Here is a 20354-nt window from a genome sequence, read left to right on the forward strand (position 1 = left end):
ACTTGAGCGCGCAGCATAAGAAGGTGAAAACTGAGCCAAAGCCTGCCCTTTTTGCCAATTGGGGCGATTACCGCACCATTGTGCCGAACTTCGGATTGAACCATGACCAAAACCGCGATTCCGGTCTTCAAGCTTTACGGGGAACACCAGCAATGGCCGACACCCGATTTGTTGCACTGCGAAACCATTTCCCGGCGCAGTCGGGAATACCAGTGGGAAATCCAGCCCCACCGGCACGCGGATCTTTGCCAGTTGTTGTATGTACACAAAGGCCAGGCTCAGCTGGAAATCGAAGGCCGGCGCACCACGCTGAACGAAGCGACCCTGCAGGTGCTGCCACCGTTGTGTGTGCATGGGTTTCGCTTTTCCGAGGACATCGAGGGCTATGTATTGACCCTCGCAGCGCCGCTGGTCAGCCACTTGCAGACCCAGCTGGACGCCACGGTAGACGGGTTGCAGACATTGGGCAGTTACCCGGCCGGCAAGGACAGTGATTACCTGAACAGTCAGTTCGCCCGTTTGCAGGATGAGTACTCAAACCTACAGCCGGCGCGGGGCATGATGATGCACGCGCTGGTCAGCGTGTTGCTGGTGTGGATCAGCCGCCAGGCCATCCAGCGTCGCCATTCGCGCGCGCCGAGGGGGCGTGAGTACTTCCGGCGCTTTACCCAATTGGTCGAACAGCATTACCGCGAGCACCCGAAGATCGAGGACTTGGCCCATCAGTTGGGCATCTCGGTCTCGCACCTGAACGGCACGTGCCGGGAATTGGGTGGGCAGCCTGCGCTGCAGATCATGCATGACCGCCAGTTGCTGGAGGCCAAGCGCTTGTTGACCTATACCAGCATGACCATCAATGAAATGTCGGAGGTGCTGGGGTTTTCGGATCCTACCAACTTCTCCCGGCTGTTCCGGCGAAGGGTCGGGTTTTCGCCCAAGGCGTTTCGCGAGCAACTGAAAGCCGACACACCGCACAATTAAACTGTGGGGGACATCATCGTCCGGTTTTTAACGCAAGGCGCTGAAACTGCCGGTACGGGGAACGCATTGGTCCTGATGGCAACTGATCGCAAACGTTGGCTGCATGCGGGTTTGCTCCACTCGGTAGGCGGCAGTCCCGTAGAGCGCGCTGGCAAGTGTGCACAGGCTGAAAATCATCAGGTACTTTCTGGTTTTAATACTCATGGCACAGACCTCTGAGCGGATCTACACGGTGCTGTCTAAAGCATAGGTCAACCAGGGCGAGTTGCCATTATCGGGCGACATTCAACACGCTTATGTCGCCTAAAGGCCCACATCCCAGGCGGGCTCTTCCGGGAACTTCAACACCAGGAAATCCAACAGGCTGCGCAGCGCCGATGGCATGTGCTTGCGCGAGGCATACACTGCGTAAATGTTCATTTGCCGGGGTTCGGCGTGGGGCAGCAGGCGCACCAGTTCGCCACGGCGGATGTAGTCGCCGGCCTGGTAGGTGGGCAGCATCGCCACCCCTGCCCCGGCCAGCGTGACGCGCAACAAGGTGCTGGCCTCGTTGGAGGTGATATTGCCGCTGATGGGCACGCCGATGTGCTCGCCCCGCTCTTCGAAATGCCACAGGCTTTTGCCGAAATAGGAGTGGGTGAGGCAGTTGTGCCCGGCCAGGTCTTCGACTTTTCGCGGGGCCGCGTGTTCCAGCAGGTAGGCCGGCGAAGCACAGACCACTGAGCGGCACACCGTCAGGCGCCGGGCGATCAGGTTGGGGTCCAGGTCGTTGCTGGTGCGGATGGCCAGGTCAATGCGTTCATCCACCAGGTTCACCGTGCGGTCGAGCATCTGCAGGTCGACCGTTACCAGGGGGTAGCGCTTGACGTATTCGGCGATGACCGCGGCCAACTGCGCCTGGCCGAACGAGGTGCTGACGCTCAAGCGCAGCAGGCCACGGGGCGCGTCATCCGGCTCGCGGACGGCGGCTTGCATGTCGCCGCACAATTCCAGCAGTTGCCGACAGCGTGGCAGGGTTTCACCGCCCGCCGCCGTGAGGCTGAGCTTGCGCGTGGTGCGGTGCAGCAAACGCGCGCCGACCCAGTCTTCCAACCCCGCCAGGTAACGCGACACCACCGGGCGCGACAGGTCCAGATGATCGGCCGCAGCGGACTGGCTGCCCAGGTCCACCACCGTGACAAACACGCGCATTGCTTGAAGACGGTCCATGATTTGCCCGATTTCAGAAACAAACTATGTCCCAGCATCGCATTTTTAGTCTGGTTTTGTGCAACTAAGCTCTGTGCATCCTTTACCGATGCTGGAGCTGCCCGATGTTCTCAACCTTCAAGCGCCTGACCCTGGCAACCGCCGCCCTGGCCTTCGCCGCGCACGCGGCAGCGGCCGAGCTGACCCTGGACGTGTACAACCCAGGTGAAGCAGCGATCTTCCCGGTCAGCTCGGTGCTGGTCAGCGGCGCCAAGGATGCGATCCTGGTGGACGCACAATTGGGCAAAGGCCAGGCCGAGCAGCTCGTGCAGAAGATTCGCGCCAGCGGCAAACACCTCACCACTATCTACATCAGCCATGGCGACCCGGACTACTACTTCGGCCTCGACACCCTCACCGCCGCGTTTCCCGACGCCAAGGTGCTGGCACCACAACCGGTGGTCGACCATATCAACGCGACCGTGGCCGGCAAGCTTGCGTTCTGGGGCCCGAAAATGGGCGCCGACAAACCGGCCAAAACTATCGTGCCGCAGGTACTCAAAGGCCACAGCCTGAGCCTGGAAGGTAAGCAATTGGAGGTGATCGGCCTGGACGGCCCGCAGCCGGAGCGCAGCTTTGTATGGATCCCGTCGATCAAGGCCGTGGTCGGCGGTGTGGTGGTCTCTGAAAACATCCACCTGTGGATGGCCGACACCCAGGGCGCGCAATCCCACAAAGACTGGCTCGCCACCCTGCAACGCATCGAACAGCTCAAGCCACGCACGGTAGTTCCAGGCCACTACCTGGGCACGCCGACGCCAGCCGCCGTGGCCTTTACCGCCGATTACATCAAGGCCTTCGACATCGAGACAGCCAAGGCCAAGGATTCTGCCGCATTGATCGCAGCGATGAAAAAGCGTTACCCCACCCTCGCCGACGAAAGCTCGCTGGAACTGAGCGCCAAAGTCGCCAAGGGCGAAATGAAGTGGTGAATGGTTTTAAACCCTAACGTACTGGAGAACGTCATGAGCAAGATCGCAATCATCGGGGCCACCGGCCGTGCCGGCAGCCAACTGCTGGAAGAAGCGCTGCGTCGCGGGCATAGCGTCGTTGCCATCGCGCGCAATACCAGCAAGCTGGCCGCGCGCCCTGGCGTCACCGTCGAACAGGTCGACGCGCTGGACGCCGAAGCCCTGCAACACGCCGTGAGCGGCAGCGATGTGGTGATCAGCGCCGCACACTTCGCCACCCTGCCCGCCAGTGCCGTGCTCGGGCCGGTAAAGAAAGCCGGGGTAAAACGCCTGCTGGTGGTGGGCGGCGCCGGTTCGCTGTTGCTGCCGGGTGGCGGTCGGGTGATCGACAGCGAGGGCTTCCCGGCCGAATACAAAGCCGAAGCCAGCGCGGGCGCTGCGTTTCTTGATGCACTGCGCCAGGAACATGCGCTGGACTGGACCTTCCTGTCGCCGTCGGCGGAGTTCGTTGAAGCCGAGCGCACCGGTACATTCCGGGTGGGCCAGGATGATTTGCTGGTGAGCAGTGAAGGTCGCAGTTGGATCAGTTTTGCTGACTATGCGATTGCGTTGATTGATGAGGTAGAAACACCCAAGCACTCGCGCCAGCGCTTCACCGTCGGCTACTGACACAACGCGGTTAAAGCTGTGGGAGCTGGCTTGCCAGCACCCACATTTGGATCTTCAGGGCTGCGACTGTTGCGCCTGACTCACTAACCAATCCATCAAAGCTTCCAGCCCGGCCGAAGGCTCGGTGCCCGGCGGACACACCAGGTAATACCCCTTCCCCGTCGGCACCCGCAGTTCAAACGGCGTCGCCAGGCGACCGGCCATCACATCCTCGCCAATCAGCGCAGTGTCGCCAATCGCCACGCCCGAACCTTGTGACGCCACGGTCATGGCCAAATCCAGCGTTTCGAAATGATGCCCCTGGCGCAAATCACTCAAGCGAGTGTTCGCCGCCGACAGCCACAACGCCCAATCCCGTTCGTCCCGCGTAGGGTGCAGCAGCACCTGCTGCTGCAGGTCGGCAGGTGTGCGCAAGCCATCGAGCAACGCGGGCGCGCAAACCGGTGTGAGTTGCTCATCGAACAGATGCCGGGCGTCAACCGGTTGCTCGGCGATGGGCACATAAATCACCGCCGCATCGAATGGCTCGCGGCGAAAGTCTACGGTGCGGGCCACGGTGGTGGTGAGTTCCACCGGCACATCCGGGCGTTCCTTCTGCCATTGCATCAGGCGCGGCAGCAACCAGCGCATCACGCAAGTGGAGGCCTTGAGTTGCAGGGTCTGGCGACGGCTGCCGATCTGCTCCACCGCCTCGCCGATCAGGCCAAACACCGCGTGCACGCGCAGTGACCATTCGCGGCCTGCTTCGGTCAGGCTCAAACCGCGCGCCTGGCGGTGGAACAGCGCATAGCCCAGGTGGTTTTCCAGCCCGGCGATCTGCCGACTCACCGCGCCTTGGGTGATGTGCAGTTGCTCGGCGGCGCGGGTGAAGTTGCAGCACTGGGCCGTGACCCAGAAGGTGTGCAACGCGGGCAACGGCGGAAGGCGTTTCATAAGGGCTGAGCCATGACGTGAAGACATGGCGAGTATGACTTTTTATCGATTGTTGCCGCTACGGGCCAGCCGTTCCAATAGCGCCTGATTCAACAATAGGAGCGACCTCTATGGCGACCTGCGGCGAAGTACTGGTCAACCTTCTGGAAGGCTACGGCGTGGACCAGGTGTTCGGCATCCCCGGCGTGCACACCGTGGAGTTGTATCGCGGCCTGGCCCGTTCCGGCATCCGTCACGTCACACCGCGCCACGAACAAGGCGCCGGGTTCATGGCCGATGGTTATGCGCGCGCAGGCGGCAAGCCCGGCGTGTGCTTCATTATCACCGGCCCCGGCATGACCAATATCGCCACCGCCATGGGCCAGGCCTATGCCGATTCGATCCCGATGCTGGTGATTTCCAGCGTGCAGTCGCGCAGCCAGTTGGGCGGTGGACGCGGCAAGTTGCACGAGCTGCCGGACCAGCGCGCGATGATGGCCGGCGTGGCGGCGTTCTCCCATACCCTGATGTCGGCGGCCGAGCTGCCCGGCGTGCTGGCGCGGGCGTTTGCGGTGTTCCAGGCCGGGCGACCGCGCCCGGTGCATATAGAGATTCCGCTGGATGTGCTGGTGGAAAATGCCGACGCGCTGCTGGGCTGCAAACCGGTGCGGGTGGCCCGTGCCGGCGCGGCACCGGCGGCGGTCAAGCAGATGAGCCGGTTGCTCGCGGCAGCCAGGAAACCCTTGATCCTTGCGGGCGGCGGTGCCATCGACGCAGCGCCGGCGCTGACCCGGTTGGCCGAGGCGCTCGGCGCGCCGGTGGCCCTGACCATCAACGCCAAAGGCATGCTGCCCTCGCGTCATCCGCTGCTGATCGGCTCGACCCAGACCCTGGCCGCCACCCGCGCGCTGGTGGCCGAAGCGGACGTCATGCTGGCCATCGGCACCGAGTTGGCGGAAACCGATTATGACGTCACCTTCGCCGGTGGCTTCGAGATTCCGGGCGCGTTGCTGCGCATCGATATCGACCCCGACCAGACCGTGCGCAACTACCCGCCACACGTGGCTTTGGTGGCCGATGCGCAAATCGCCACCGAAGCGTTGCTGATCGAGCTGGACAGCACACCCTTGCCGCCTCGCGACAGCGCTTGGGGCGCGGCGCGTGCAGCGCGCCTGTGGGCCGAGCTGGCGCCCACCTGGGACGCCGCCGCCCGCGCGCACTCCTTGTTCCTCGACACCGTTTTGCAAATAGTGCCCAACGCTATATGGGTAGGCGACTCCACTCAGCCGGTGTACAGCGCCAACCTGACCCTGAACCTCGACCACCCGCGCCACTGGTTCAACTCATCCACCGGCTACGGCACCCTGGGCTACGCCCTGCCCGCCGCCATCGGCGCCTGGCTGGGGCGTGGCGATGGGCAACCGGTGGTGTGCCTGATCGGCGATGGCGGCCTGCAATTCACCCTGCCGGAACTGGCCAGCGCCGTGGAAGCGCGCACGCCGGTGATCGTGTTGCTGTGGAATAACCACGGCTATGAAGAGATCAAGAAATACATGGTCAACCGCGCCATCGAACCGGTCGGTGTGGACATCTACACGCCGGACTTTATCGGCGCGGCCAAGGCGCTGGGCTGCGCGGCCGAACGCATCCAGGGCGTTGAGTCGCTGAGCGTTGCGCTGCGCGCCGCTGCTGACCGCGCGGGGCCGACGCTGATTGAAATCGACCAGGGCCTTTGGATGGAGGCTTTTAATCAGCTGCGGCCTGACTGACACCGAAGCTTGCCTGTTGTAGTGAGTGGGCTTGACGAATCGTCGCACCGCCCGCGCTGGGTGGCGAAGCCGCCTCAATAAAGACACCGCGCAGTTTCAGACAAACCCAATTCGCCTGGTTTGGGGCCGCTTCGCAGCCCAGCGCGGGCGGTGCGACGATTCGTCAAGCCCGCTCACTACAAAAATGTGTAGATCCCTATCGCTATCGCAGGCAAGCCAGCTCCCATATTTGCTCGGTGGTGTTTCAGCCAGTCAGCAATTTTTCAATAGCCCCAACGACTTTCTCATTTGCCCCCACGCATGCGCCCATGGCCTGATTCACCCCTTGTTCTTTCAAGGCCCGCCCATGACGACCGCTCACGCCAAACCCACCACCGCCCTCTGGCTGATGATCAGCGTCGTGCTGGTCGCGCTCAACCTGCGTCCGTCGATGGCCGCCGTGGGGCCGCTGCTCTCATCGATTCGCGGCGACGTGCCGTTGAGCTTCAGCAGCGCCGCACTGCTGACCATGTTGCCGGTGATGGCCATGGGCTTGGCGATGTTCTTTGGCATGGGCTTGGCCAGGCGTTTTGGCGAGCACCGCAGCATAGCGGTGTCGCTGATGGTGATTGGCGTGGCCACGCTGTCGCGGCTGTGGCTGGATTCGGCGCTGGAGCTGATCGTCAGCGCCATTGCGGCCGGCGTGGGGATCGCGATGATCCAGGCGTTGATGCCGGCGCTGATCAAGTCGCGGTTCAGCGACAACGTCTCGCTGTTCATGGGGCTGTATGTCACCGCGATCATGGGCGGCGCGGCGCTGGCGGCGTCGTTCGCACCGTTGGTGCAGGCGCAGACCGGCAGTTGGCGCACCGGCCTGGCCATCTGGGCGGTGCTCGCGTTGCTGGCGTGGGTGTTCTGGTTGGCGCAGCGCTCGGTGCTGGCGCCGCGGCCCCAAGCCGACACCGGCGCGCAGGACGCATTTTCCGGCAATCGGCGAGCCTGGCTGCTCGCCGTGTTTTTTGGCCTCGGCACCGCGTCCTACACCTGCGTACTGGCCTGGCTGGCGCCGTACTACGTGGAGCAAGGCTGGAGCGAACAGGACGCCGGCTTGCTGCTGGGTTTTCTGACGGCAATGGAAGTCGTTTCCGGCTTGGTCACACCGGCCATCGCCAATCGACGCCGGGATAAACGCGGTGTCGTTGCCGTGCTGCTGGTGCTGATCATCCTGGGTTTCTGCGGCCTGGTGCTGAGCCCTCGACACCTGACGCTGTTGTGGCCCTGCCTGCTGGGCCTGGGCATCGGCGGCCTGTTCCCGATGAGCCTGATCCTGTCCCTGGATCACCTGGACAACCCGCGCCGCGCCGGTGGCCTCACTGCGTTCGTGCAAGGCGTGGGTTACCTGATTGCCGGGCTGTCGCCGCTGATCGCCGGAATGATCCGCGACCAATTGGGCAGCTTCGAGTGGGCCTGGTGGTCGCTGACCGCCGTGATCGTGGTGATGCTGCTGATCGTCACGCGTTTCAACCCGCAGCATTACGCACGGCATATTCGCTGACGTCGTGTTGCAAACATAATTTGTCCCACTGCGGACAGGGTAACGCCCTACAGCGCTTTCTATTGGCACGCTCGTTCCGTAAGCTTTTGCGCTGTCTTGTACTGAGTTCGGTACAACGGGTTTACGGACGAAACCGATGTTAAACAGTAACTTGCTCAGAAAGCTCGATATGCAGGACTTGATGGTGTTTATCGCCGTTTATGACCAACGCAGCGTTACCGAGGTGTCTGAAACGCTGTTTGTCAGCCAGTCCACCGTGAGCTATAGCCTGAAGAAGCTGCGCACCAGCTTCGAAGACGACCTGTTTATCAACACCCGTGCGGGCATGCGGCCGACGTACAAAGCCACCACCATGTACGGCCATGTGCAGAAAATCCTGGAAAGCATCAACCTGTGCCACGCCGGTGGCCAAGCCTTTGACCCGACGCAGAAGGCCGTGACCTTCAACCTGTGCGCGCCGGAATATTTCGAACAGTTGATCCTGCCGCGCCTGTTGAAACACTTCGACCGCGCCAACCTGCCGGTCATCGTCAATGTGCAGAAACTGGAAACCGAGATTCCCGCCGACGACCTGCGCCAAGGCCGCCTTGATCTGGTGATCTGCTTCGGCCCCCACTTCCACCGCGACCACAAGGACTTGCGCAGCCAGATGCTGCTCGAGGACGAACTGGTGTGCGTGTTCGATAAACGCTCGACACCGCAAGAGCCGGCGTTGAGCCTGCAAGCCTTCGTCGAGCGGCGCCATGTGTTCCCCACGCCATGGACATCCGACACCAACATGATCGACGGTTGGCTAGCCCGCCAGGCCCACAAGCGCCAGGTGATCGCCCGCGCCAACAGCTACGGCGCGGCCTTGAAGATGATCACCGGCACCGACTGTGTCGTCACGCTGCCGCGCCGCGTGCAAAAGCTGCTGGCACCTGCGACGACGTTCGGCCACTGCGAAGCGCCCCAGGGCTTGCCGGGGTTCACACTGGAGATGCAGTGGAATGAAACCAGTGAACAGGACAGTGCCAATACCTGGTTTCGTGAACAGGTGGTGAAGGTATGCGCGGACCAGGGGCTGTTGTAGCCCTCAGCCGATGGCGACTTTGCTGTAGGACTCGCGATCCATGTCTACCAACTGCACGCTGAGTTGAACCTGGATATCCACCGGCCAGTCACCCATGTCCTGCAACGCCGCCAGCAAACTTTGCGATAGCTGCTGCTTGACCTGCGGTGAGCGTCCACTGAGCAGCGACAGCTTGACCGCGATAAACCCGCGCGGGTTGAGGGAGGTGCCTACCTGGAAACTCTCGACCTTGATCGCACGGCTTTTGATATCGAACTCGGAACCGAACTGCCCAGACGCCATCAGCACGTTATTGAGCCGCAACAGGGTCTTCTCGACGGCCAACTCTGTGAGGTTGGCGGTGTATTCCAGGTGCAGGTGTGGCATGGATCGCTCCGAGTTTTTTGTAGGAAGACGCGTAGATATACCACGTGAATCAGACGTTGGTCGCCAACCCTCGATCACTCATGAAGGCTTCCAGCCGCGAACGCACCCAACGCTCAGCCGGGTCGGTGTCCACATGGCTGAGCCAGACCATGGACAAATCCAGGGTCGGTGTCTCGAACGGAAACGGCTCACAGAACAGTTGGCCCGACACCGCCATGGCCTCGGCGGTGTAGTCCGGCAGGCTGGCGATCAGGTCGGTGCCGGCCAGCAAGGCCGGCAGTGCACTGTATTGCGGGACCGACAGCACCACATGGCGCTTGCGGCCGATTTCCGCCAGCCATTCATCGGCGAACCCCGACACGTTGGCGGTGTGGGAAACCAGTACGTGGGGCCGTGAGCAATATTCGTCGAGGGTCAGTGGCGTGTCCGAGGCATCGGCGCGCAGCAATCGCGGGCGGATATGGCGCAGCAGCTTGCGCTTGGCATTCGCCGGCAGGCCACGGGTCTGGGTGATACCGACGGTAATGTCACCGGATGCCAACAGGTCGGGAATGCGCCAGTAGTCCACATGCTGCACCACGAACACCACTTGCGGCGCTTCCTGGCGCAGGGCGCGCAGCAAGGGCGGCAGCAGGCCGAACTCGACATCATCGGAGAGGCCGATGCGAAAGGTCATGGTGCTGACGGACGGGTCGAAATCGTGGGTCAGGCTCAGGGCCGACGACAGCGAATCCAGGGCCGGCGACAGGTGCTGGATGATTTCCTCGGCGCGCGCGGTGGGTTCCATGCGGTGGCCGACGCGAATGAACAGCGGGTCGTTGAACAAGGTGCGCAAGCGGTTGAGGGCCGAGCTGATGGTCGGTTGGCCGAGAAACAGTTTCTCCGCCACCCGCGTTACGTTGCGCTCGAGCATCAGCGCTTCGAACACCACCATCAGGTTGATGTCGGCCTTGCGTAATTCATTGCGATTCATCGGCGCCTGCCCTTCTCCAAGACACGCCGCAGTTTAGAAAGCGCGGGGGCCTGCGTCTATGTGCACACTGTTCATCGGCAGGCTTTGCGATTATAAATCAGCTCTCCAAAGTCACAGGGAACATCACCGTGCTGGTCATTCTTGCCTTAAGCGTCCTGCTCGGCGGGGTTCTGCTCTGGGCCATCAAGTTCATCACTCACCCCACCGCCAGGACACTGCTGCGCGTCTTTGTCGGTTTATGCCTGGCGGCGGTCGTGGCTTACCTGGTGCTGGCCTGGGGGTTCCCCACGTCGCTGCTGGTCTGAGACGCCTCCTGCCCCTGACGCAGGCGCAACGCCGCCAGCGCGGCCACCACCAGCACCAGCGCGATCACTTTCAAGCCATTCATTGCGTTGCCGGTGCTCATCTCGATCGCGCCCATCACCGACGGCCCGACAAACCCGCCCAACAGCCCGCAGGCGTTGACGAACCCCAGGCCGCCCGCCAGTGCAACGCCTTTGAGGCGCGAAGCCGGGTACAGGAAGATGATCGATTGCACCACAAAGAACATCACCGCCGACAGGCAGAAACCCAGCAGACTGAAGACCGGCCCCGACACCGACGCAATTCCCAGGCCCAACGCCATGGTCAGCAGGCCGGTCACCAACAACCGACGACAACGCCCCGGCGTGGTGGCAAATCGCGGGATCAATACCGCACCGAGCGCCGCCGCGATCCAGGGCAATGAGGTCAGCAAGCCAACGCTCATGGTGCTCAGTTCGCCGTATTTGCTGATGATGCTCGGCAGGAAAAAGATCACGGTATAAATGGTGATCTGATGGCAAAAATACACAAAGATCGCCAGCAGGATTTGTGGGGTCAGCCAGTTTTTCAACGAGTGGCCGCCCTCGCCCGCGCCCTCTTCGGCTTCCAGGGCAATGCGCTGTTCGATCCCGCGCGCTTCCTCTGCCGACAGCCACGGCGCCTTGCTCGGGCGGTCCGGCAGTTTGCGCCAGACGACCCAGGCAAACGCCACGGCCGGGAGGCCTTCGAGCAGGAACATCCACTGCCAGCCGTGCCACCCGAGCAGGCCGTCCATGCGCATCAACGCTGCGCCCACCGGGCCGCCGATGATATTGGCGAAGCACACGCCGAGCAGGAAATAACCGGTGGCGCGCGCCCGCTGTTCACGGTTGAACCAATAAGTGAGGTAGAGCATGACCCCGGGAAACAGACCGGCCTCGGCAATGCCCAGCAACAGGCGCAATACGTAAAACGAAGTCTCGCCCTGCACAAAGGCCATCGCCGCCGAAATCAGGCCCCAGGTCACCATGATCCGCGCGATCCAGAACCGCGCGCCCACCTTGTGCATGATCAGGTTGCTGGGGATTTCCGACAGCGCATAGGTCAGGAAAAACAGCCCCGCGCCCAGCCCGTAGGCTGCGGCGGAGATGCCCAGGTCGACGTCCAGGTGATGCTTGGCCAGGGCGATGTTGGTACGGTCCAGAAAGCTCAGGATGTAGGCGATGATCAACAAGGGCATCAGCTTGACGAACATCAGTTTATTCAGCGCCTGCGGCTCGCGGGCGGGGGTGGCGATAGTCATCGGCAATTCCTCTTGGCGCCCCGCCGGCCGGGCCGGGGGGCGCATCGGTGTTGTTCTAGGAGTCCAGTTGCACGGCCAGCGCCTGGGGGCGATGGGAAAACAGTTGCAGCAGTGCGCCGCCCAGGGCGCAGCCGGCCATCACGAAGAAACATACGGTGTAGCCATGCAGCGTGGTCCAGCCGCCGCCCATGGCGATGAGGCTGCCCATCAGCACTGGCGCCAGGCCGCCACCGATGAACATCGCCGTGGTGATGATGCCGTTGGCGGTCGACGTCGCCGACGGCTCGGCCGAATCGCAGGCCACGGCGTAGTAGATCGGCCACACCGCGTTGGCGACCAGGCCGAACAGCAGTTGCACCACGACGATCAACGTCAGGGTGTTGGCGAAGTAGAACGCACCCACACTTGCCGCCATCCACAGCCCGCAGATGATCAGGGTGGTGCGCCGGCCAATGATGTCCGACAGCGACGGCCACACCAGTTGCCCCAGAATCCCGGTGAGGGTGAACACCACGCTCATGCCCGCCGACTCGGCCAGCGACAGCCCGGCGATGTTGTAGAGGTAGGCCGGCAGCACGATATTCACGCCCATGTACACCACCTGGGTGAGCATCGTATTGCCCGCCGTAAGGGCGATATTGCGGTTGCGCAAGGTGGCGACAAAGGTACGCCAGGCCTCGCCCTTGACCTGGCTGGCCGGCGCATTGTCCGGCGGGGTCATGCCTTTGGCGGCAATGTCGACGTACAGCGCGGTAATGCGCTCGGCCGTGGAATAACGCGCCCAGAAGATCATCAGCGGCAGCGCCACGACGAAGGCAAAGAAGAACACGTAGCGCCAGTTCTCTTCACCAAATACCGTGATGACAAAACTCGCGACGATCCCGCTGAGCATGGCGCCGATCGGGTAGCCGGTATGGTGCGCGCCCAGGGCAAACCCGCGACGCTCCACCGGCCACCATTCGGCGGTGTTGCTCACGCCCACCGGCTCGCCCCAGCCGGCGCCGAGGTTGACGCCCACACGCAGGGCAATAAAGGTGGCGAGGTTGCCGCTCAAGGCCTTGAAGCCGGACAGAAACGAGATCGCCGTGTAGCCGAGTACCAGCGGGACCTGGAAGCGCGCACGTTTCCAGCCGCCGCCATAACGGTCGCTCCACATGGAGCCGGGGATATCGAGCAGGGCCAGCGCCAGCATCACCACCGTGGCCACGGTGCCCCATTGGTCGGCGGACAAATCGAAATGCTTGGAGATGGTCGGCCCCAGGCGCAACACGATCTCACGGTCGTAGGCGTTGAGGATCCAGATCATCCAGCAGACCAGCAGCGATACCCAGGAATGCCGGTGAATGCTGCGTAGCGACGCTTTTTTTAAAGTTGCCATGAGCCTCTCCAGGCGCGCGAGGGCGCGCACTGACGCAAGGTTGCGAAGGAATATGCCTTATTGAAAAAAACGCGCTAGCTGGCGAACCGTCGCTCAGCTATTCCTTGCACGCCTAACCCGGTGATGGCGAACAGCGCGCCGCGCTGCTGGCCGTCCGCCGGAAAACGCGGCAGCGGCGGCTTGGCCATCGACGTCACAAACAGGGTGTCGAGGTTCGGCCCGCCAAAGGTCAGGCTGGTGACCTTCTTCACCGGCATCGCGATGATGCGGTCGACCTGGCCGTCAGGGGTGTAGCGCACCAGCTTTCCGGCGTAGACCAGCGCCTGCCACAGGCAACCTTCGGCGTCCACGGTGCAGCCGTCGGCGGCGCCACCCTCGCGGGTATCGACCTTGGCAAAGGTGCGGCGGTGGCTCACGTTGCCGGTAGCGAGGTCGTAGTCGTAGGCCCAGATCTCGCCGGACCAGGTGTCGCAGAAGTAGAAGGTGTCTCCCGACGGGCTCCAGCACGGGCCGTTCGACACGATGATGCCTTCGTCCAGAGTGTGCAGGCTCAGGTCGGCGTCCAGGCGGTAAAGCCTGGCGCTGGCGCTGTCCTCCGAGGTGTCCATCGAGCCGAACACAAAGCGGCCCTGGCGGTCGACCTTGCCGTCGTTGAGGCGGTTGCCTGGCAGGTGCGATTCCGGGTCGATGACCAGGTTGAGGTCGCCGCTTTTGAGGTCGAGGGTGTGCACGCCGTTCTGCAGGGCGACGATGGCGCTGTCACCACTGTGGCGCAGGGCCATGGAGCCGATTTTCTGGCCCACCTCCCAGGCGCGCAGCTCTCGGCCGTCGTCGGTGCAGCGCAGGATGCGGCCGTCGGCACTGTCGATCCAGTACAAGCGTTGTTGCTCGACGTCCCACACCGGGCCTTCGCCCAGGGTGGTTTTGACGTCGACAAGCACTTCGATACGCATGGTGATCCCCTTATTGTTGTTGTGCGGGATTCAGGCCGCGCCCACGGCACGGCCTCTTGTGGTTAAAAGTTGACCTGATCGCGCCCTTTGAGCCCGAGGATTTCCCGCGCTTCGTCCGGTGTGGCAACGCGCTGCCCCAGCGCCTCGATCACCGTGCGAATGCGCCGCACCTGGTCGGCGTTCGACGCCGCCAGCTTGCCCGGGCCATCCCACAACGAATCTTCCAGGCCGACCCGTGCGTTGCTGCCCATGGACAGGCCCATGGTCGCCAGCGGAATTTGCCCACGGCCGGCGCCGAGGATCGACCACACATAGTCGTCGCCAAACAGGCGGTCGGCGGTGCGTCGCATATGTGCCAGGTCTTCCGGATGCCCGCCGATGCCGCCGCGCAGGCCGAACACCGATTGGATAAACAACGGCGGCTTGAGCAGGCCGCGCTCCAGGAAGTGCGCGGCGGTGTACAAGTGGCCAATGTCGTAGCACTCGATTTCAAAACGGGTACGGTTCTCGGCGCAGGCATTGAGGATATGGGTGATGTCGCGGAAGGTGTTGCGAAAGATCCGGTCGTCACTTTCTTCCAGGTACGGACGCTCCCAGTCGTGCTTGAACTCGGTGAAGCGGTTGAGCATTTCGTACAGGCCGAAGTTCATCGATCCCATATTCAGCGAGGCCAATTCCGGCTTGAACTGCATCACCGGCTGCAGGCGCTCTTCCACGCCCATGGTCGGTGCGCCGCCGGTGGTGATGTTGATCACCACGTCGCTGGCGGCCTTGATCTGTGGCAAAAATTGCGCGAACAGCGCCGGGTCCTGGCTCGGGCGGCCATCGATGGGGTCACGGGCATGCAGGTGGACAATCGCCGCGCCAGCTTGCGCGGCGCCGAGGGCGGCATCGGTAATTTCCTGCGCGGTGATCGGTAAATGCGGCGACATTGACGGCGTATGAATCGCACCGGTGACGGCGCAGGTGATGATGACAGGACGATTTTTGGACATGACGAATCTCCGACTTTTATTCTTATGAAAAAAATCCTGGGTACAGCGCAATGGGTCTTGCGTGGCTTACAGGTACTCGACGTTACCGTCGACGCTGATCGCCTGGCCGGTCACGTTGCGGGCGGCGGGCGAACAGAGGAACAGGGCCATGGCGGCCACGTCTTCGGCGGTGACCATGCGTTTCAGGGAAATCTTGTCGAGGTACTCCTGGCGCATCTCGGCTTCGGGCACGCCGACCTGTTCGGCACGGGCGCGGATCACGCCATCCATGCGCGGGCCTTCGACGATGCCGGGCAGCAGGGCGTTGACACGGATGTCGCTCTCGCCCAACTCCGAAGCCAGGGATTTCATCAAGCCGACAATCGCCCATTTGGTCGCCGCATACGGGGTGCGCCAGGCGTAGCCCAAGCGCCCCGCCACCGAGGCGATATGCAGCAGATGGCCGTGGGACGATTGCTTGAGCATCGGCACCGCGTGATGGGCAAAGCGGTATTGCGCGGTGAGATTGATATCGATGGTGGCTTGCCACTCGGCGTCGCTGATCACATCGATACCGCCGGTGGGCCCGGCGATTCCGGCGTTGTTGACCAGCACATCGAGGCCGCCGAACTGTTCTCGCTGCACGGTGAACACCGCTTCGATCTGCGCGGCATCGCTGACGTCGGCGCGGGTGGCGACGGTGCCTGGATATTTGTCGCGAAACGCGGCCAGGGCCGGCTCGCTCACATCACACACATGCACCTGGGCACCGGCTTCCAGATACGCCGCCGCCAGCACTTCACCGATACCGGCAGCCCCGCCGGAAATCAACACACGTAACCCAGGATAGGGCTGCAGCCGCTGTAGGACATTCATGCACGTTTACCTCCTGAAACAGACGACCGCTTACGGTCGCTCTTGACGAGCAGGCGCGCCAGGGAATCGGCGGCCTGCATGATGTCGTCGGTCACCGCTGCACGCGCGCCGGCGCCATCACGGGCGGCCAGGGCGTCGACGATGCGCGTGTGCGCTTCCATCGACCGTTGCAGGTGAGCTTTATCCGGGGCGACCAGCGCAAAGCACGGGCCCATGTGCAGCCAGAAGTTTTCCACGGCCGCCATGGTCAACTCGGCCTGGGCCACCGCGTAAATGCGCCGGTGAAAAGCAAAGTTGGTCCAGAGATAGCGAGACACGTCCACCTCGTCGGCGGCGTGCTGCATCTGCCGGCAGAGGTCGGTGATTTCGTCGAGGTCAGCTGTTTGCAGGAGCAGCACGGCCTTTTCGGCCAGCAGCCCTTCGAGGGCGACCCGTGCATCGCGAATTTCGCGCAGGCGCTCGACCGTCATCAGGCGTACGCGCAGACGGGAGGTCTCGGTGACTTCAAACGCGTTTTCAGCGCTGAGGCGTTGCAGCGCTTCGCGCACGGGCATCGGGCTGGAACCGAGGGCTTCGGCGAGGCCGCGGATGGTGAGCTTCTGGCCCGGCTGGAAGCGGCCACTCATCAGCGCTTCGCGGATCTGGCGATAGACCTGGTCTTGCAAGGTATCGCGGGAAACCTGACGCAGGGTGGGCAGGAGGAGCGGTCCATCTGTCATGAGGCAAAACCTGTGTTGTCGTTCTTATGGCCTCAATATGTGATCACAAATCAAATATGTCAAATAGTTTCCCATCATTGAATAAAGGAGCGATCAGCTTTTTGTCCGTGCGACGCATTGATAGCTAAAAAACATTAATCAATCCAAATTTGTCACTTATCATTTCTAAATGTGTCAGCCACTATCCCAGGTCTTAAGCGAAACAAGCACTTCAAAAAGAACGCTGGAGACACAAGACCATGACTAGCCCTACCCGGCCCCACGCTGCCAGTTCGAAAGTTGGCGCGGTATTTCGCGTTACTTCGGGCAACTTCCTCGAACAGTTTGACTTCTTCCTATTCGGCTTTTATGCCACCTACATCGCTGCCGCGTTCTTCCCAGCCGCTAATGAGTTTGCGTCATTAATGATGACCTTCGCCGTGTTCGGCGCGGGCTTCCTGATGCGCCCCTTGGGCGCGATCATCCTGGGGGCCTACATCGATGACGTTGGCCGCCGCAAAGGGCTGATCGTGACCTTGGCGATCATGGCCAGCGGCACGCTGCTGATCGTGCTGGTGCCCGGTTATCACACCATTGGTTTGTGGGCGCCGTTGCTGGTGCTGCTGGGCCGCCTGTTGCAGGGTTTCTCGGCCGGCGCGGAGCTGGGCGGTGTGTCGGTGTACCTGTCGGAAATGGCCACGCCGGGCCGCAAAGGGTTCTACACCAGCTGGCAATCGGGCAGCCAGCAGATCTCCATCGTGGTCGCCGCCGCGCTGGGGTATGGCCTGAACGTGTGGATGGACCCGGCCGTGGTGGCCGATTGGGGCTGGCGCATTCCGTTCGCCCTCGGCTGCGTGATCATCCCGTTCATCTTTATCCTGCGTCGCAACCTGCAGGAAACCGAAGAGTTCGCCAACCGCAAGCATCGCCCGACCATGCGCGAGGTGATGGCTACTCTGGTGAAAAACTGGACCATGGTGATCGGCGGCATGCTGATGGTGGCGATGACCACGACGGCGTTCTACCTGATCACCGTCTACGCGCCGACCTTCGGCAGGACTGTCCTGCATCTGAGTACCTCCGATGCGCTGCTGGTGACCTTGCTGGTGGCCGTGTCGAACTTTGTCTGGCTGCCGATCGGCGGCACCTTGAGCGACCGTTTCGGCCGTAAGCCGGTATTGGTCGCCATGACCGTGCTGACCGTTCTCACCGCATATCCGGCCTTGTCCTACGTAGTGAATGCGCCGAGCTTCAGCCATATGCTGGAAACCCTGCTCTGGTTCTCGTTCCTCTATGGCATGTACAACGGCGCGATGATCCCGGCCCTCACCGAAATCATGCCGGTGGAAGTCCGTGTGGCGGGCTTCTCCCTGGCTTATAGCCTGGCGACGGCGATATTCGGCGGCTTCACGCCGGCGATCTCCACCTGGTTCATCCATATCACCGAAGACAAGGCCTCGCCGGCCTACTGGATGATGTTCGCCGCCCTGTGCGCGCTGTGCTCGACCCTGGCGCTGTACCGTCGCGCCAATGCCCGTGGGCAGGTGATGCAGGGGGCGGTGCAATGAAGCCGCTGTTCAATACCCTCGTCGCGCTGGCCCTTGGCGCCATCGCGCTGACGGCCCAGGCCGAACAGCTCACCGTGATGACTTCCGGTGGCTTCACCGCCGCGTATAAATTGCTCGGCCCGCAATACGCCCATAAAAGCGGCGACACCCTCCACACCCTCCTCGGCCCGTCAATGGGCAAGGCGCCGGAAGCGATCCCCAACCGCCTGGCCCGTGGCGAACACGCCGACGTGGTGATCATGGTTGGCTACGCACTGGATGATTTGATCAAACAAGGCAAGGTCGACCCCGCCTCCCGCGTGGAACTGGCGGACTCGCGCATCGGCCTGGTGGTAAAGGAAGGCGCGGCAAAACCTGCCATCGGCACTGACGCGGAACTTAAAGCCGTGCTGAGCAACGCCAAGTCCATCGCGTATTCGGACAGCGCCAGCGGTGTGTATGTCGAGAAAGAGTTATTCAAGAAGCTCGGCATGCCGGCCAAAGGCACCATGATCGAACGCCTCCCGGTGGCCGAGCAGGTTGCCAAGGGTGACTACGAAGTGGGCCTGCAGCAGGTCGCGGAGTTGTTGCCGGTGCCGGGCGTGACCTACGTCGGCAAGATCCCGGAAGATGTGCAATCGGTGACGCGTTTTGCGGCCGGCATTCCGGTGAACGCCGAACACCCGGACCGAGCCAGGGCGCTGCTGCAATTTCTGGCGTCACCCGAGGCGCAACCGGTGGTGCAATCCACCGGCCTGGACTCGGTGTCACGCTGACCGAAACGGCATCTCGCGCACCAACCGCTCCAACTCCAGCGCCGCTGGCGGCAAGGTCCGCCCGCGGCGTTTTATCAAGCCCACGTTACGCATTACATGGGGCTCCACCAGCGGCACACTCACCAGAATCGGGTGCTCACCCGCCGGCATCGCAATCGATGGCACCATGGCAACCCCAAGCCCCGCTTCCACCAGCCCGATCATCGTGGTCACGTGGTGCGTCTCGCAGATACTCGGCTTTTTCACGCGCACGCCGCGCAACGCCTGGTCCAGCAGGAAGCGGTTGCCGGAGGTCTTGTCCACGGTGATGTAGTCATGCTCATAGGCTTCGGCCCAGGTCACGCTGTCACGCTGGGCAAGCGGGTGGTCGCGGCGACAGGCCAGTACATAGCGTTCCTGCAGCAACAGTTCGAACTCGACTTCATCGGCCAGGCTGCCGCTGAAGCTCACGCCGAAATCCGCCTCGCCACTTGCCACCGCATGGCACACCTCGCCGGCACTGGCGTCCAGCACGCGCAGGCGAATCTTTGGATACAGCTTATGGAATTCGGAGATCACGTGGGGCATGAAGTAATACGCGGTCGACGGCACGCAGGCGATGGTGACATTGCCCATGCGCGTGGACGCGACGTTGCTGATGCCCATCAACGCGACATCGAGGTCGTCCAGCATGCGTTCGACTTTCGGCAGGAAAGCGCGGCCGACCATGGTCAGGCTGACGCGCCGGGTGGTGCGTTCGAAGAGTTTCACATCCAGGGCGGTCTCGAGCTTTTCGATGCGCCGGCTGAGGGCCGGTTGCGAGATCCGGATGGCCTCGGCGGCGCCGCGAAAACTGCCCTTGTCTACCACGGCGCGGAAGGCTTGGAGGTCGTTGAGGTCGAAGTTGATGATCACGGCAGGGAAACCAGGGTGGTCGAGGTGGCGGACATTATCGTATGGGAGCGGATAGGGCGCCATGTGTGCCGGGAGCGGTTGGCGCTAATAACCTTGCTACACATGACCTTGGGCGTGTTTATGCCGGGCAAGGCTACGCGGCGCGGCTTCAGACTGATCCGCATTGACCGAAGCGTACGGCGCAGCCGAAACCTGCCTAACTTCGGCAGGAAACGCCCGCGAAATACTTCTAAATCCT

21 protein-coding genes are annotated in these 20354 nt (G+C 62.5%); 9 read left to right on the plus strand and 12 right to left on the minus strand.

Annotation, left to right across the window (positions count from 1 at the left end):
* Window positions 1-102 precede the first annotated feature (102 nt).
* Window positions 103-981, plus strand: a complete 879-nt coding sequence (locus H0Z09_RS20965) for a helix-turn-helix domain-containing protein (protein WP_186693134.1) — start codon at window positions 103-105, stop codon at window positions 979-981.
* A gap of 27 nt (window positions 982-1008) precedes the next feature.
* Here H0Z09_RS20965 and H0Z09_RS20970 read toward each other — a convergent pair whose 3' ends face one another.
* A complete protein-coding gene (locus H0Z09_RS20970; protein WP_186693136.1) occupies window positions 1009-1185 on the minus strand; it encodes a hypothetical protein in 177 nt (58 codons plus the stop codon).
* A gap of 99 nt (window positions 1186-1284) precedes the next feature.
* Entirely contained in the window at window positions 1285-2190 is a 906-nt protein-coding gene (locus tag H0Z09_RS20975) for a LysR family transcriptional regulator (RefSeq protein ID WP_186693138.1), read from the minus strand.
* Window positions 2191-2294: 104 nt separating this feature from the next.
* On the opposite strand from H0Z09_RS20975, the gene H0Z09_RS20980 reads away from it, so the two are divergent.
* The gene (locus H0Z09_RS20980; protein ID WP_186693140.1) at window positions 2295-3161 is read left to right on the plus strand and encodes an MBL fold metallo-hydrolase; all 867 of its coding nucleotides are present in this window, start codon (window positions 2295-2297) and stop codon (window positions 3159-3161) included.
* Between the two features lie 33 nt (window positions 3162-3194).
* On the plus strand, window positions 3195-3809 hold the full coding sequence (locus H0Z09_RS20985) for an NAD(P)-dependent oxidoreductase (RefSeq protein WP_186693142.1): 615 nt from the start codon (window positions 3195-3197) through the stop codon (window positions 3807-3809).
* 54 nt (window positions 3810-3863) lie between these two features.
* Here H0Z09_RS20985 and H0Z09_RS20990 read toward each other — a convergent pair whose 3' ends face one another.
* Window positions 3864-4742, minus strand: coding sequence for a LysR substrate-binding domain-containing protein (locus H0Z09_RS20990; RefSeq protein ID WP_186693144.1), 879 nt, complete (start codon window positions 4740-4742; stop codon window positions 3864-3866).
* A gap of 110 nt (window positions 4743-4852) precedes the next feature.
* Here H0Z09_RS20990 and H0Z09_RS20995 point away from each other — a divergent pair, with 110 nt between their 5' ends.
* The 3 genes from H0Z09_RS20995 (at window position 4853) to H0Z09_RS21005 (ending at window position 9096) form a co-directional block, all read left to right on the plus strand.
* Window positions 4853-6490 (plus strand): 5-guanidino-2-oxopentanoate decarboxylase, encoded by a 1638-nt coding sequence (locus tag H0Z09_RS20995; RefSeq protein WP_186693146.1) that lies wholly within the window; start codon window positions 4853-4855, stop codon window positions 6488-6490.
* Window positions 6491-6836: 346 nt separating this feature from the next.
* A complete protein-coding gene (locus H0Z09_RS21000; protein ID WP_186693148.1) occupies window positions 6837-8024 on the plus strand; it encodes a cyanate transporter in 1188 nt (395 codons plus the stop codon).
* A gap of 136 nt (window positions 8025-8160) precedes the next feature.
* Complete coding sequence (locus H0Z09_RS21005; RefSeq protein ID WP_186693150.1) at window positions 8161-9096, plus strand: LysR family transcriptional regulator; 936 nt, start codon at window positions 8161-8163, stop codon at window positions 9094-9096.
* 3 nt (window positions 9097-9099) lie between these two features.
* On the opposite strand, the gene H0Z09_RS21010 is transcribed toward H0Z09_RS21005, so the two are convergent.
* Together H0Z09_RS21010 and H0Z09_RS21015 are read right to left on the minus strand one after the other, a co-directional pair.
* Window positions 9100-9462, minus strand: a complete 363-nt coding sequence (locus H0Z09_RS21010) for a 5-carboxymethyl-2-hydroxymuconate Delta-isomerase (RefSeq protein WP_186693152.1) — start codon at window positions 9460-9462, stop codon at window positions 9100-9102.
* A 49-nt stretch (window positions 9463-9511) separates the two neighbouring features.
* On the minus strand, window positions 9512-10435 hold the full coding sequence (locus H0Z09_RS21015; protein WP_169376463.1) for a LysR substrate-binding domain-containing protein: 924 nt from the start codon (window positions 10433-10435) through the stop codon (window positions 9512-9514).
* 128 nt (window positions 10436-10563) lie between these two features.
* Here H0Z09_RS21015 and H0Z09_RS21020 point away from each other — a divergent pair, with 128 nt between their 5' ends.
* Window positions 10564-10740 (plus strand): hypothetical protein, encoded by a 177-nt coding sequence (locus tag H0Z09_RS21020; protein WP_165448104.1) that lies wholly within the window; start codon window positions 10564-10566, stop codon window positions 10738-10740.
* Here the strand turns inward: H0Z09_RS21020 and H0Z09_RS21025 are convergent.
* From H0Z09_RS21025 to H0Z09_RS21050, 6 genes are all read right to left on the minus strand, one after another.
* Window positions 10695-12020: an MFS transporter gene (locus tag H0Z09_RS21025; protein ID WP_186693154.1), complete on the minus strand. Its 1326-nt coding sequence runs from the start codon at window positions 12018-12020 to the stop codon at window positions 10695-10697. The two genes, H0Z09_RS21020 and H0Z09_RS21025, sit on opposite strands and share 46 nt — an antisense overlap.
* Before the next feature lie 55 nt (window positions 12021-12075).
* A complete protein-coding gene (locus tag H0Z09_RS21030) occupies window positions 12076-13398 on the minus strand; it encodes an MFS transporter (protein WP_186693157.1) in 1323 nt (440 codons plus the stop codon).
* Between the two features lie 74 nt (window positions 13399-13472).
* The gene (locus tag H0Z09_RS21035) at window positions 13473-14351 is read right to left on the minus strand and encodes an SMP-30/gluconolactonase/LRE family protein (protein ID WP_186693159.1); all 879 of its coding nucleotides are present in this window, start codon (window positions 14349-14351) and stop codon (window positions 13473-13475) included.
* Window positions 14352-14413: 62 nt separating this feature from the next.
* Window positions 14414-15346 (minus strand): 3-keto-5-aminohexanoate cleavage protein, encoded by a 933-nt coding sequence (locus tag H0Z09_RS21040; protein ID WP_169376459.1) that lies wholly within the window; start codon window positions 15344-15346, stop codon window positions 14414-14416.
* Between the two features lie 66 nt (window positions 15347-15412).
* The gene (locus H0Z09_RS21045) at window positions 15413-16201 is read right to left on the minus strand and encodes an SDR family oxidoreductase (RefSeq protein ID WP_186693161.1); all 789 of its coding nucleotides are present in this window, start codon (window positions 16199-16201) and stop codon (window positions 15413-15415) included.
* On the minus strand, window positions 16198-16920 hold the full coding sequence (locus H0Z09_RS21050; protein ID WP_186693163.1) for a GntR family transcriptional regulator: 723 nt from the start codon (window positions 16918-16920) through the stop codon (window positions 16198-16200). The genes H0Z09_RS21045 and H0Z09_RS21050 overlap by 4 nt, the downstream gene beginning before the upstream one ends.
* 239 nt (window positions 16921-17159) lie before the next feature.
* Here H0Z09_RS21050 and H0Z09_RS21055 point away from each other — a divergent pair, with 239 nt between their 5' ends.
* Entirely contained in the window at window positions 17160-18467 is a 1308-nt protein-coding gene (locus H0Z09_RS21055) for an MFS transporter (RefSeq protein WP_186693166.1), read from the plus strand.
* Window positions 18464-19222, plus strand: a complete 759-nt coding sequence (locus tag H0Z09_RS21060; RefSeq protein ID WP_186693168.1) for a substrate-binding domain-containing protein — start codon at window positions 18464-18466, stop codon at window positions 19220-19222. Before H0Z09_RS21055 ends, H0Z09_RS21060 begins: the two co-directional genes overlap by 4 nt.
* Here the strand turns inward: H0Z09_RS21060 and H0Z09_RS21065 are convergent.
* Complete coding sequence (locus H0Z09_RS21065) at window positions 19214-20116, minus strand: LysR family transcriptional regulator (RefSeq protein WP_076950506.1); 903 nt, start codon at window positions 20114-20116, stop codon at window positions 19214-19216. The two genes, H0Z09_RS21060 and H0Z09_RS21065, sit on opposite strands and share 9 nt — an antisense overlap.
* Between the last annotated feature and the right edge of the window lie 238 nt (window positions 20117-20354).

It is taken from the genome of Pseudomonas sp. SWRI18 (genome assembly GCF_014268345.1).
GTDB classification, from domain to species: Bacteria; Pseudomonadota; Gammaproteobacteria; order Pseudomonadales; family Pseudomonadaceae; genus Aquipseudomonas; species Aquipseudomonas cedrina.

Bases quoted from the DNA above. Each gene is read 5' to 3' on its own strand.
- H0Z09_RS20965 (WP_186693134.1), top strand. From the start codon at position 103: ATGACCAAAACCGCGATTCCGGTCTTCAAGCTTTACGGGGAACACCAG.
- H0Z09_RS20970 (WP_186693136.1), bottom strand. From the start codon at position 1,185: ATGAGTATTAAAACCAGAAAGTACCTGATGATTTTCAGCCTGTGCACA.
- H0Z09_RS20975 (WP_186693138.1), bottom strand. From the start codon at position 2,190: ATGGACCGTCTTCAAGCAATGCGCGTGTTTGTCACGGTGGTGGACCTG.
- H0Z09_RS20980 (WP_186693140.1), top strand. From the start codon at position 2,295: ATGTTCTCAACCTTCAAGCGCCTGACCCTGGCAACCGCCGCCCTGGCC.
- H0Z09_RS20985 (WP_186693142.1), top strand. From the start codon at position 3,195: ATGAGCAAGATCGCAATCATCGGGGCCACCGGCCGTGCCGGCAGCCAA.
- H0Z09_RS20990 (WP_186693144.1), bottom strand. From the start codon at position 4,742: ATGAAACGCCTTCCGCCGTTGCCCGCGTTGCACACCTTCTGGGTCACG.
- H0Z09_RS20995 (WP_186693146.1), top strand. From the start codon at position 4,853: ATGGCGACCTGCGGCGAAGTACTGGTCAACCTTCTGGAAGGCTACGGC.
- H0Z09_RS21000 (WP_186693148.1), top strand. From the start codon at position 6,837: ATGACGACCGCTCACGCCAAACCCACCACCGCCCTCTGGCTGATGATC.
- H0Z09_RS21005 (WP_186693150.1), top strand. From the start codon at position 8,161: ATGTTAAACAGTAACTTGCTCAGAAAGCTCGATATGCAGGACTTGATG.
- H0Z09_RS21010 (WP_186693152.1), bottom strand. From the start codon at position 9,462: ATGCCACACCTGCACCTGGAATACACCGCCAACCTCACAGAGTTGGCC.
- H0Z09_RS21015 (WP_169376463.1), bottom strand. From the start codon at position 10,435: ATGAATCGCAATGAATTACGCAAGGCCGACATCAACCTGATGGTGGTG.
- H0Z09_RS21025 (WP_186693154.1), bottom strand. From the start codon at position 12,020: ATGACTATCGCCACCCCCGCCCGCGAGCCGCAGGCGCTGAATAAACTG.
- H0Z09_RS21030 (WP_186693157.1), bottom strand. From the start codon at position 13,398: ATGGCAACTTTAAAAAAAGCGTCGCTACGCAGCATTCACCGGCATTCC.
- H0Z09_RS21035 (WP_186693159.1), bottom strand. From the start codon at position 14,351: ATGCGTATCGAAGTGCTTGTCGACGTCAAAACCACCCTGGGCGAAGGC.
- H0Z09_RS21040 (WP_169376459.1), bottom strand. From the start codon at position 15,346: ATGTCCAAAAATCGTCCTGTCATCATCACCTGCGCCGTCACCGGTGCG.
- H0Z09_RS21045 (WP_186693161.1), bottom strand. From the start codon at position 16,201: ATGAATGTCCTACAGCGGCTGCAGCCCTATCCTGGGTTACGTGTGTTG.
- H0Z09_RS21050 (WP_186693163.1), bottom strand. From the start codon at position 16,920: ATGACAGATGGACCGCTCCTCCTGCCCACCCTGCGTCAGGTTTCCCGC.
- H0Z09_RS21055 (WP_186693166.1), top strand. From the start codon at position 17,160: ATGACTAGCCCTACCCGGCCCCACGCTGCCAGTTCGAAAGTTGGCGCG.
- H0Z09_RS21060 (WP_186693168.1), top strand. From the start codon at position 18,464: ATGAAGCCGCTGTTCAATACCCTCGTCGCGCTGGCCCTTGGCGCCATC.